At 74.0% G+C, this 12,749-nt stretch carries 2 protein-coding genes; both read right to left on the bottom strand.

Annotation, left to right across the window (positions count from 1 at the left end; translation table 11 throughout):
* Positions 1 to 142: 142 nt before the first annotated feature.
* Positions 143 to 1,846, bottom strand: coding sequence for an ABC transporter ATP-binding protein (locus AB0O40_RS02175; RefSeq protein WP_365034692.1), 1,704 nt, complete (start codon positions 1,844 to 1,846; stop codon positions 143 to 145).
* A complete protein-coding gene (locus tag AB0O40_RS02170; RefSeq protein WP_365034690.1) occupies positions 1,833 to 12,740 on the bottom strand; it encodes an amino acid adenylation domain-containing protein in 10,908 nt (3,635 codons plus the stop codon). The genes AB0O40_RS02175 and AB0O40_RS02170 overlap by 14 nt, the downstream gene beginning before the upstream one ends.
* Between the last annotated feature and the right edge of the window lie 9 nt (positions 12,741 to 12,749).

Genomic DNA, 12,749 nt, shown 5'->3' with positions numbered 1-12,749 from the left:
AGTAATCGGGCGACCCTCCGCCTTGCGATGCACGGCGCCAGACGACGCGGGCTTAACCGGCAAGATCCGAAAGAGACGACCTAGACGGAAGGGGCCCGCGGGCCGGCGGTCAGCCGGACCCACGGGCCCCTTCCCCGTCACGTCAGCGGGTCACCGCGAGGCCGTACGCCCGGTCGGTGGCCAGCAGTTCGCGATGGGTGCCCTGCGCCGTGACGACCCCGTCCCCCAGGACGAGGACCCGGTCGGCGGCGTCCAGCAGCGCCGGGCTGCTCGTGATCACCACGGTGGTACGGCCCCGCCGCAGCTCCGCGATGTTCCGGGCGACCAGCTGCTCGGTCACGGCGTCCACCGCGGTCGTCGGGTCGTGCAGCACCAGCACGTCGGTGTCGGTGGCCAGCGCGCGGGCCAGGGACAGCCGCTGGCGCTGTCCCCCGGACAGGTTCGAACCGCGGTCGCGGACCTCGTAGTCCAGCCCCTGCCGGTGCAGGGCGACCACGTCCGTCAGCATCGAGGCCGCCACCGCCTCCGGCACCAGCCGGCTCGTCCCCGACGGGTCGATGTTCGAACGGAGCGTGCCCGCGAAGATCTCCCCGTCGTACGGATTGACCAGGACGTGCTCGCGCACCGCCTCGACCGACAGCTCGGCGAGCTCCCGGCCGCCGAGCCGGACCACGCCCTCGTAGGCGTCGGGGGCCACCTTCACCGCCAGCACGGCGGCCAGATCGGCCGCCACCCGCGGCTGGTAGGCGGCGATCGCGGTGAACTCGCCGGCCGGGACGTCGAACTTCACCCCCTGGAGGGCGCCGTACCGGACGCAGTCGATCTCCAGGTCCCCGCCCGGGGCCGGCCGCTCCGTCCCCGGGTCGGCCACGGCCGGTGCGGACAGCACCAGGGCCATCCGCTCCGCCGAGGCGCGCGCCATCATCACGTACTTCGGCATGTCCGAGAACAGCCGCAGCGGCTCCATGATGAACTGCGCCAGGCCCACGGCCATGACGAGGTCGCCGATGCCGATCTGGCCGTCGAAGGCGAGCCAACCCGCCGTCAGGGACACCGAGGCCGCGAGGACGGCGTTCAGCCCCAGGGCGGTGCCGGCGTAGGCGCCGTTGACCTTGGCGACCGTGACCGCCTGCTGCCGCGCCTGCGAACTCACCGCGCGGTACGACAGGAACGCCGCGTGGTTGCCGCCGAAGCCGTGCAGCGGGCGCAGGCCGGTGATCAGGTCGGCGACCTTCGCACCCGCCCGCGCCACCCGCGCCTGCTGCTCCTTGGTGCTGGAGCCGATCCGCTTCGACAGGACGCTGAGGACCGAGAGGATCGCCACGGTGCCGGCCATCACCAGCAGGCCCAGCCGCAGGTCCGCGAGGCCCAGGGCGACCGCCGCGATCAGCACCGAGACCATGGAGCTGATCAGCATCGGCACCACCTCGACGATGTCGGCGGTCTGGTCGGCGTCCTCGGTGGCGATGGTCAGCACCTCGCCGGACTTGAGGTCGACGTCCCGGGCCACCGGCTGGAGGCCGCAGGCCGCGACCTGCACCCTCCAGTGGTGGGCCTCGGTCGTGTTGGCCTTCTGCAGGATGCGCATCCCGAACCGCCACGACAACGAGACCGTCGTGATGATCGCGGCCAGGGCCGCGACCGAGAGGACGAGCGCCCCGGTGCTGCGGTGCTGCATCGTGTGCTCGACGATCAGGCCGAGCGCGATCGGGAAGGCCGTCTCGCCCGCCTGGTACATGCCCATGAGGACGGTGCCCCAGGCCATGGCGCCGGCGTTGCGGCGGATGGCGGTCCGCAGGATGTCGGATCCCGGCCGGCGGGATCTCTGGACGTCAGGAGTTGTCATCGATGTGGCGGGCAATCGCTTCCGGGGTCAACAGGGTGAACAGATCACGGATGGTGATCACGGGGCCGAACTCCCGGCGCAGGAGTCCGACGAGGCGTACGGCCAGCATGGAGTGTCCCCCGAGGGAGACGAAGTCACTCACCGCGCTCACCTCGTCGTCGTCCAGGTCCAGGGCCTCGGCGAAGTACTCGCAGACCACGGCCTCGGTCTCGGTCTCCGGGCCGCGCTCGCCCGACGTGGTCAGCGCACCCAGCGGCTTGGGCTCGGGAAGCGCCTTGGTGTCGGCCTTGCCGTTGACCGTGAGCGGGATGGCGTCGACCTGCGCGTAGTGCGTCGGGCGCAGGAAGTCCGGCAGGGCCGCGCCCACTTCGGCCGCGACGGCGGCCAGGTCGGCACCGTCCAGCACGAGGTAGGCGGCCAGCCGGTACGCGCCGTCGACCTGCGGGTCGGGCTGGGCGACGGCGGCGGTGAACCGCACGGCCGGGTGCGCCGCGAACGCCGCCTCGACCTCACCGAGTTCGACCCGGTGGCCGCGGATCTTGACCTGCTGGTCGGTGCGGCCCAGGTACATCAGGTTCCCGTCCGGCCGGCGGACCACCAGGTCGCCGGTGCGGTACATCCGCTCGCCGGGCTCGCCGAACGGCGAGGCGACGAACCGGTGCGCCGTCTGCCCCGGCTGCCCGAGGTAGCCCCGGGCGATGCCGATGCCCGAGACGTACAGCTCACCGGGCACCCCGTCCGGCAGCGGCCGCAGCCACGGGTCCAGGACGAACACGTCGGTGTTGTCGATCGCCACGCCCACCACCGGGTCCTGGCACTCGAAGGTGCCGACGCCCAGCGTGTTGATGGTGTACTCGGTCGGGCCGTACAGGTTGTAGCCGACCGTCCCCTCGGTGTCGGCGAGCCGCCGCCACAGGGCCGGGGTGACCGCCTCGCCGCCCAGCAGCACGAGCGCGGGACGACGTGCGGGGTCGTCGAGCAGTCCCTCCGCCACCAGCTGCTGCGCGTAGGTGGGGGTCACGTTGACGACGTCGATGCCGTGCTCGGCGCAGTACTCCGCCAGGGCGGGGGCGTCGCGGCGCAGCTCCTCGTCGCAGATGTGCACCTCGTGGCCGTCGGCGAGCCACAGCAGCTCCTCCCACGACATGTCGAAGGCGAAGGACACGGTGTGGGCGATCCGGAAGACCCGGTTGCCGTGCTCGGCCAGCACCGGCTCGAAGATCCGCCGCTGGTGGTTGACCAGCATGTTGGTGAGGCCGGCGTACTCGGTGACCACGCCCTTGGGCTTGCCCGTCGATCCCGAGGTGTAGATCGTGTACGCCGGGTGCCGGAGCCGGTCCGGGTCCCCCGGCGCGAAGGTCGTCACCGGCTCGGCCACCGGGAGCGGGCGGTCCAGTTCGATCAGGTCGCCGGTCAGCCGCGGTGCCACGGCGCTGACGGTGAGGATCACCTCCGGGCGGGCGTCCTCGACGATCGTCGCGATCCGCTCGTCCGGGTGGTCCAGCTCCAGGGGCACGTACGCCGCGCCGGTGCGCAGCACGGCGAACAGCGCCACGATCCAGTCGAGGGAGCGCGGGATCGCGAGACCCACGGTCCGCTCGGGGCCGATGCCCCGGCCGGCGAGCACGCCCGCCAGCTCACGGCTGCGGTCGCGCAGTTCGGCGAAGGTCATGCTCCGTCCGTGCGAGACCAGGGCGACCCGCTCCGGGGAGCGGTCGGCCGCCAGGTCGAAGCGGTCGACCACGGTGTCGGTGCCGACGTCGGTGCGCTCCGCCCGCTGCGGGGCCGGGCCGAGGCCCTGGAGCGATCCCATCGGTCCGGTGGCAGCGGCGAGCTCGTCCAGCACCCGGACGTAGTCCTCGAGGAGCCGGCGGGCGTCGGCGCCGGACCCGTGGCGGTGCTCCAGCTTGATGGTCAGCCGGTCGCCGGGGGTGACCACCCAGGTGAACGGGTAGTGCGTGGAGTCGTCCGACTTCTCCTCGACGATGCCGTGGCGGGCGTTCCGCTCGGCGAAGGCGTCCAGGTCCAGGAAGTTCTGGAGCACGAACAGGTTGTCGAAGAGGGCGTCGTGGCCACTGGCCCGCTGGATCTCGCCGAGCCCCAGGTGCTCGTGCTCCATCGCCTCGACCCGGGCGTTCTGGACGGCGGTCAGGTACGCGCCGACCGTCTGCGCCGGCCGGGCCTCGGTCCACAGGGGCACGGTGTTGAGCAGCACGCCGACGATGTCGGCCAGCCCCTCGCCCTCACGGCCCGAGACGGTCACGCCGAACACGGCGTCGCTGCGGCCCGTGTGGGCACCGAGCAGGAGCCCGAAGGCGCCGGTGAGGACCGAGTTCAGGGTGACGCCGTGCGCCTTCGCCGCCCCTCTCAGAGCGTCGGACTGCGCGGCGGAGAGGGTGTGCAGCAGCGCGGGCGGCAGGTCGGCCGACAGCACCGGGGCCGGTCCGGCCAGCAGCGTCGGTCCCGTCAGGCCCGCCAGGTGCCGCGCCCAGAAGTCCTCCGAGACGGCGGCGTCCCGGCCGGCGATCTCCCGGGCGTACTCCTCGAAGCCGGGCGTGGCCGGGGTCGCGTCCGGCCGGTCGCCGGAGAGTACGGCCTGGTAGGCCTCGAACAGGTCCTGGAGCACGATCGCCCGGGACCAGCCGTCCCACAGCAGCAGGTGGTAGCTGAGGAGCAGGCCGTCGCGGCCGTCGGGCAGCCGGACCACGGTCAGCCGGACCAGCGGCGGTTCGGCCGGGTCGAAGCCGGTGTTGCGGTCCCGGACCCGCAGTTCCTCGACCTCCGCCTCGCCGGAGAGCTCGACGGTGCGGACGTCGACCCGGCGGCCTCCCTTGAGAAGCTGCACCGGGTGGCCGTCGTCGTCGGTGCCGAAGCCCGCCCCGACGACGGGGTGCCGGGCGATCACGGCCGCCATGGCCTCGGCCAGGGCGTCCGGGTCCAGGCGCCGGTCGAAGCCGAACCAGCTCTGCGCGACGTAGTGCCCGGCCGCCCCCGCCAGCTGGGCCTGGAAGTACAGGCCGCGCTGGAGCGGGGTGACCGGCGCGGTGCGTTCGGCGGTCGCCGCGGCGTCCGCCACGGCCTCCAGCGCGGTGAGCCAGTGCGCGGTGATCTCGTCGGGGATCCCCTCGGCGAGGGTGAAGGCGGCGTGCAGGCTGCCGGTGGCCGCGTCGGTCCAGGCGTTGACCTCGACGGCGTACGGGCTGCCCTGGTCGCCGCCCGTGATGTGCAGGGCCTGGGACTCGCTGCCCCGGCCGAGGTAGTTGAACAGCACCTGCGGGCGGGCGGTCAGCAGCGGGGCGGTCTGCGGGTTGAGGTAGCGCAGGCGGCCGTAGCCGACGTGTCCGGCCTCGTCGGGCTGCCGCTCGGCGAGCTCGCGGGCGGCGGCGACGGGGTCGGTGTGCGCGGTGAGCCGGACCGGCGCGATCGCGGTGAACCAGCCGACGGTACGGGTGTAGTCGTGGTGCTCGCGCACCGCGACCCGGCCGTGCCGCTCCAGCTCGATCGCGAGGTCCGCGGGCTCCGTCTGGACCCGGGTCAGGGCGGTGCGCAGGGCGCCGCACAGCAGCTCGGTCAGGGCGACGCCCAGGGCGGCCGGCGCCGTGCGGGTGACCAGGTCGCTCACGCCGGGGTCGAGCACCACGGTGCTCTCCCGCAGCGCGCCGACCGCGGGCAGCAGCGGGGGCGCCTGAAGGGTCTCGGCCCAGTGGCCGACGCCCCGGGCGTCCTCGAGGGCCCGCACCGCGGAGGCCTCGGCGTACTCGGCGTAGGACGTGGTCGCCGGGGCGAGGGGCTCGCCGCGCAGGGCGGCGGCCATGTCGTCCAGGAGGATCAGCCAGGACACCGCGTCCACGGCGAGGTGGTGCACGGTGATCACCACGGTGCGGGTGGCCGCGAGCCAGGTGAACGCGGCGACGTTCCCGGACTCGGGGTCGAGCGCCGCGGCCGCCTCGTTCGCGGCGGCGGCGGCGTCGGCGGTGCCTTCCCGCACCACGGCGGCCTCGCCGGCCGGCTCGGTGTGCAGGCTCCACACCCCGTGCTCGGCCCGCAGCCGCAGCCGCAGCGCCGGGTGGGCCGCCAGCAGGGCCGCGGCGGCGCGCCGTACCTCGGCGAGGCCGGCGCCCGCGGGCACCTCCAGCGCCCGGGCCTGGGCGAACCGGTCGAGGGAGCCGCCCAGTTCCCGCTGCCGCAGGATGATCGGGGTCGGCGCGACCGGCCCGTCCTCGCGGCGGGCCGGGGCGGGCCCGGCCGCGGGCGCCTGGGGTGCGCGGGTGCCCAGCAGCTCGGCGAGCGCGCGCGGGGTCTTGTGCAGGAACACGTCGCGCGGGGAGACCGGCAGGCCGAGCGCCCGGGCCCGGTTGACCACGGTGATCGCGACGATGCTGTCGCCGCCGGCACCGAAGAAGTCGGTGTCCGGGTCGGCGGTGGGCAGGTCCAGGGTGTCGGCGAAGATGCCGACCAGGGAGTCGAGTGCCGCGGGGGTGACGGCCACCGGCGCGTCGTCCTCGGCGGCCCGTGCGGCGAGCGCCCGGCGGTCCAGCTTGCCGTTCACGGTCAGCGGCAGGGCCGCCAACGGGAGGACCCGGCCGGGCACCATGTGCACCGGCAGCTTCGTCGCGAGCAGGGTGGCGAGGTCGCCCGGCACGCTGCCGACCACGTGCGCCACCAGGTGGTCGCCGGTGTCGGCGACCGTGACGGCCACGTCGACCACGCCGTCCAGCTCGCGGACCGCGGACTCGACCTCGCCGAGCTCGATCCGGAATCCCTTGAGCTGGACCTGGTCGTCGGCGCGGCCGGTGAACTCCAGCTCGCCGTCGAGGGTGCGCAGGGCCAGGTCGCCCGTGTGGTACATCCGGGAGCCGTCGTCGGCGAACGGGTTCGCGACGAACCGGCCCGCGGTCAGGCCCGGGCGGCCCAGGTAGCCGAGCGACACCTGGTCGCCGGCCACGTAAATGGCCCCCACCCGGCCCGGCGGCACCGGCCGGAGCCGGTCGTCGAGCAGGTAGGTCACCAGGCCCGGGATGGGCCCGCCGATCGGGCTGACCTCCTCGCCGGGGCCGAAGTCCCGGTCGTCCAGCACCCGGTGGGTGACGTGGACGGTGGTCTCGGTGATGCCGTACATGTTGACCAGCTCGGGGCGGCCGGTGCCGTACCGCTCGACCCAGCCGCGCAGCCGGCCGAGGTCCAGGGCCTCGCCTCCGAAGACGACCCGGCGCAGCGCGGTGAGGGGCGCGCCGGCGAGCCGGTCGGCCTCGATGAACTGGTAGAAGGCCGACGGCGTCTGGTTGAGCACCGTGACGCCCCGCTCGCGGACCAGCCGGTGGAAGTCGAGCGGCGAGCGGGTCAGTCCGTAGTCGGGGACCAGCAGCTCGCCGCCGTGCACCAGCGCGCCCCACAGCTCCCAGACGGCGAAGTCGAAGGAGTAGGAGTGGAACTGGACCCAGACGTCGTCCGGGCCGAAGTCCATGTCGGGCTGGGTGTTGACGAGCAGGGTCACCACGCTGGAGTGCGGGACGACGACGCCCTTGGGGCGGCCCGTGGAGCCCGAGGTGTAGATGACGTACGCGGGATCGTGCCAGCCGGCCTCGGCGGGCTCGGCCGGCCCGGGCTCCGCCGAGAGTTCGTCGCCCTGCACCAGGACGCGGGCGGCCACACCGGCCCGCTCCAGCAGCGCGGTGAAGCGCTCTCGCTGGTCGGGGGCGACGAGGACGGCCTGCGGGGCCGCGTCGGCGAGGATGTACTCCAGCCGCTCGTCCGGATAGGCCATGTCGAGCGGTACGTACGCGCCGCCCGCCGAGACGATCGCGACCAGCGCGACGACCTGCTCCAGGGAGCGCGGCACCGCCACGGCCACCCGCTGGCCGGGCCGGACGCCGGTCGCCCGGAGTGCGGCGGCCAACTCGTCCTTTTCCCGGGCCAGTTCGCCGTAGGTCAGCGACCGGGTGGTGCCGTCGAGGGCGCACTGGGTGACGGCCACGGCCGACGGCTGCCGGCCGGCGGCGGCGTCGAACAGGGCCCCCAGGGAGGTCGGGGCGATGCGTGCCGGGCTCCGGGTGCCGGCCGGCGCCGGCGCACGGACGGCCGCCTCCGGCTCGGTGAGCAGGCTGTCGAGGACCTGGGTGAAGGTGCTCAGGATGTCCTGGGCACTGCTCTCCCGCAGCAGTTCGGCGTCGTAGATCAGGTTGAACCGCGGGCGTCCGTCGAGCGGGCGCTCCACGACCAGCGTCAGCGGGTAGTGCGGGGCGCCCTCGTTGACGAGATCGGTGACGGCGAGGGTGTCGCCGGTGCGCCGCAGGGCGGCGACGTCGGTCGCCACGTCGAAGACCACGAGGGTGTCGAAGAGGGAGCCGACGCCGGCCTGGCGGCCGATCCGGGCCAGCGAGACGTGCTGGTGGGGCAGGACCGCGCCCTGGTGCTCGCGGACCGCGGCGAGCAGCTGTGCGGCCGTGGTGCCGGCGGTCCACCGGGCGCGCAGCGGGACGGTGTTGATGAAGAGGCCGACCATGTCCGCGATGCCGGGGACGTCCGCGTCGCGGCCGGAGACGGTGGAGCCGAAGACCACGTCGTCGGTCCCCAGGATCCGGCCCAGGGTCAGGGCCCAGGCACTGTGGACGGCGACGCTGAGCGGCACGCCGGCCGACCGGACGGCCGCGTCGAGGTCGTACCCGGCCTCGCAGGAGGTGTCGGCGAAGCTCTGGGAGGGGGTGTGCCCCTCGGCCACCAGCGAGGCGCCCGGCAGGCCGGCCAGCTCGGCGGCCCAGACCCGGTCGCTCTCGTCGTCGTCGCGGCCGGCGAGCCAGCCCACGTAGTCCTGGAACCCGCCGAGCGGGTAGACGCTCCCCGGCGCGTGGTACTCGGCGAGCAGCGCGCGCAGCATCGGGGGCACCGACCAGCCGTCGGCGATGATGTGGTGCACGGTCTGCACCAGGACGTTCCGGCCGGCCTGCGGGTCGCGCACCAGCGTGAAGCGCATCAGCGGTCCGGTGGCGAGGTCGAAGCCGGCACGGCGGTCGCCTTCGGCGTAGGCGCGCAGCTCCTCCTCGGTGATGCCGGGGCGGTCCAGCGTGGTGAAGGGGGCCCGGGCGGCGTCGTCGAGGACGGAGACGACGCGGCCGTCGGCCAGGGCGGTGAAGCGCGCGGCGAGGTTCGGGTAGAGGGAGAGCAGCCGGGTGGCCGCGGCCGCGAGCCGGTCCGCGTCGAGGTCGCCTTCGAGGGTGAGCAGCTGCTGTTCGACGTAGCTGCCCGCGGAGTCGTCGTCGAAGACGGAGTGGAAGTACAGGCCTTCCTGGAGCGGGGTCAGGGGCAGGACCGCGCGGAGCGTCGGGCCGTCCAGGGCGTCCACGTCGGCCTGCGTCAGGCTGACGAGCGGGAAGTCGCTCGGCGAGTGGCCGCCCTCCTCGAGCCCGGCCAGGGCGGTGAGGGCGCTCTGGAAGTAGCCGCCGATCGTGTCGACGTCCGCGTCGGTGAACACCCCGTCGGGCCAGGAGACGGTGGTGACCAGTTCGAACGCGCCGTCGGCGGCGGGTTCGGCGATCGCGTTGAACTCCAGGGCCCGCGGCAGGCGCATCCTCGGGTCGCGCTTCTCGCCGAGCTGGCCGGTGGTGCCGGCCAGCTGCCAGTCGCCGGCGGAGCCCGCGTCGAAGCGGCCGAGGTAGTTGAAGAGGACCTGGGGCGCGGTCGCCGGGAAGTCGGCCCCGGCGAGGTGGCGCAGCACGCCGTAGGACAGGCCGTTGCCCGGCACCCGGGCGAGGTCGTCCTTGACGGCCTTGAGGGCGGCCGCCAGGTAGCCGGGGTCCGTGAAGTCGGCCGTGGCACCCGGGTCCACGGTGACCGGGAAGAGGGTGGTGAACCAGCCGACGGTGCGCGACAGGTCCGGCTCGGTGCCCGAGACGGCGGCGACGTGGCGCCCCTCGCGGCCGTGGCCCTCGAGCTCGATGTGGGCGAAGGTCTGGTCGAGGCCGCGGTCGCGGCGCCATCGGGCGAGGGCGACGGCGAGGGCCGTGAGCAGGACGTCGTTGACGCCCGCGTGGAACCGGGCCGGGACCTCGCCCAGCAGGGCGGCTGTGACGGCGGCGTCGGTGGTGAGGGTGACGTGCCGCTCCCGTTCGACGGTGTCGGCCCCGGTCAGGGCCCGTCGGCCCAGCGGGGCGTCCGGTCCGGGCAGCGGGCGGTCGTAGTGGGCGCGGTCCGCGTCGAAGGCGGCGCTCTCCAGCTGCTGGGTCCAGCGGCGGAAGGAGGTGCCCACCGGCGGGAGGTCGATCGCCTCGCCGGCGCCGTACTGGCGCCAGGCGGTGGCGAGGTCGTCCATCAGGACCCGCCAGGACACGCCGTCGACCACGATGTGGTGGACGACGAGGACCAGTTGGCGGTCGGCGGGGCGCCAGACGGCCCGCAGCATGGTGCCGTGGTCCGGGTCCAGCGCCTCGGTGGCGAGGGCCACGCACTCGTCGAGCGGCCGGTCGCTCTGCTGCCAGCCGGCCGCGCTGCCGTCCGCCGCCGGGACCTCGAAGCCCCACCGGTCGCCGCGGACCAGCCGGGCCCGCAGCATGTCGTGCCGGGCGACGACGGCGGTCAGGACCGCGTCGAGGGCGGCGGGGGTGAGGCCGGCCGGGGTGTTCAGCACGACCGACTGCACGAAGCCGTCCACGGCGTCCGTGGTCTCGCCGAGCCAGCGCACGATGGGCGAACCGGTGACGGCGCCGGTGGCGACGTCGTCGCGGTCCGCGCGGCCGGTGTCCTCCCGGCTGGCGACCGCGGCCAGGGCGCCGAGCACGCTGTTGGCGAAGATCTGTCCGGCGGTGACGTACAGGCCCGCCTCGCGCAGTGCGCTCAGCAGCGAGATCGCGAGGATGCTGTCGCCGCCGAGCTTGAAGAAGTCCTGGTCGACGCCGACCTCTTCCAGCCGCAGCACCGAGGCGACGGCGGCGCAGACCGTGCGCTCGTCGTCGGTGCCGGGCCGGACGAAGGAGCCGGTGGCGATCTCGGGTTCGGGCAGGGCGCGCCGGTCCAGCTTGCCGTTGGGGGTGAGCGGGAACTCCGGCAGCACGACGACGTGGGCGGGGACCATGTACTCGACCAGGTGGCCGGCGGCCCAGCCGAGGACTTCCTCGGACCGCAGGTCCTCGCGGCCGGCGGCCGGGATCACGTAGCCCACCAGGTAGGTGCCGCCGGCGCTGTTCTTCTTCGCGACGACGCAGGTGTGCCGGACCGCGGGGTGTTCGGCCAGGCCGGCTTCGACGTCCTCGAGTTCGAGGCGCATGCCGCGGATCTTGACCTGGTTGTCGGCCCGGCCGAGGAAGTCGAGGGAGCCGTCCGGGGCGAACCGCGCGAGGTCGCCGGTCCGGTACAGGCGGGAGCCGTCCGCGGCGAACGGGTTGGCCACGAACCGGGAGGCGGTGAGGCCGGGGGCGTTGACGTACCCGCGGCCCAGGAGGAAACCGCCGACGTAGAGCTCGCCGCCGACGCCGACGGGCACCGGGCGCAGCTCGTCGTCCAGGACGTACAGCTGGGTGTTGGGGTTGGCCTTGCCGATGGAGGTCGACAGGCGCTCGGCCTCGCCCCGGTAGATGACGTGGGAGACGCCGATCGTGGTCTCGGCGGGTCCGTAGCCGTGGTACATCGGGACGCCGTCGAGCTTGGTGCGGAAGCGCTCGTACAGCTCCGGGGTGAGCACTTCGCCACCGCACCACACGTGGCGCAGGCTGCCCAGGCGGCCGGAGTCGCCGGAGATCTCCAGCAGGACGTCCAGCATGGAGGAGACGAGGTAGGTGAAGGTGACCCGCTGTTCGGCGATCACGCCGAGGAGGTGGTGCGGGTCGCGCTCGCCACCGGGGCGCAGCACGATCAACCGGCCGCCGCAGACCAGCGGCAGGAAGATCTCGTTGATGGATATGTCGAAGGACAGGGGCGCCTTGAACAGCGAGGCGTCGTCGGGTCCGAAGCCGAGGATCTCCTTGACCTGCCACAGCAGGCGCTCGCTGATGGCCGCGTGCCGGATCATCGCGCCCTTGGGGCGGCCGGTGGAACCGGAGGTGAAGATCACGTAGGCCAGGGAGTCGTCCTGCACGGTGACGGCGGTGTCCTCGGTGGGGAGGCCGCCGTAGGCCCAGTCGTCGATGTCGACGGCCACGGCCGCCGGTTCGGCGGGGTCGTGGTCGCCGGAGCCGTTGAGCTGGAGGACGACCCCGGCGTCCTCGATGACCACGGCGCGGCGGGCGGCGGGCCAGGCCGGGTCCAGCGGCACGAACGCGCCGCCGGCGCGGAGCACGCCGAGCAGGCCGATCACCATCTCGGCGGAGCGGCCGAGCGAGATGCCGACCATCCGCTCCGCGGTGAGCCCCCGCTCGATCAGGGCGTGTGCCAACTGGGCGGAGAGGTCGGCAGCCTGACGGTAGGTCAGCGACCGGCGCTCGTCGACGACGGCGATCGCGTCCGGCCGGACCCGGACCTGCTCGAGGAACATCTCCACGATGGTGGGCCGGATCCGGTCGGCCGCGGTGTCGTTCCACTCGGCCAGGGTGGCGAGCCGCTCCGCCGCGCCGGACGGGGCGATGGTCCCGATGGGCCGGTCCGGGAAGTCCGCCAGGTCGTCGAGGGCGAGCTGCGCCCCCGCCGGCAGGACGCCCTCGGGGGCCGTGATGCGCGCCCCGTCCGGGGTCGTGTCGACCTGCCAACCCGCGGGCGCTCCGCCGCCGTTGTCGGCCCAGGCGATGACGTCCGCGAAGAGCGCACCCGGGGTGAGGTCCAGGCCGTCGGGACCGAGGCCCGTCGCCCAGTACGACAGCCCGATGGCACACGCCTCGGCGATGGTCCGGTCGGAGTGACCGCCGGTGCGCCGGCGCACGTCGGCCAGACGCGTGGGGGAGATCAGCACGAGACGAGCGCTCGGTTCCATCATTGAAGACTC

Source organism: Streptomyces sp. NPDC089919, assembly GCF_040684615.1.
In the GTDB taxonomy this organism is placed as follows: Bacteria; Actinomycetota; Actinomycetes; order Streptomycetales; family Streptomycetaceae; genus Streptomyces.
This window is presented reverse-complemented; position numbering and strand designations above follow the sequence as displayed.

Bases quoted from the DNA above. Each gene is read 5' to 3' on its own strand.
- AB0O40_RS02175 (WP_365034692.1), bottom strand. From the start codon at position 1,846: ATGACAACTCCTGACGTCCAGAGATCCCGCCGGCCGGGATCCGACATC.
- AB0O40_RS02170 (WP_365034690.1), bottom strand. From the start codon at position 12,740: ATGATGGAACCGAGCGCTCGTCTCGTGCTGATCTCCCCCACGCGTCTG.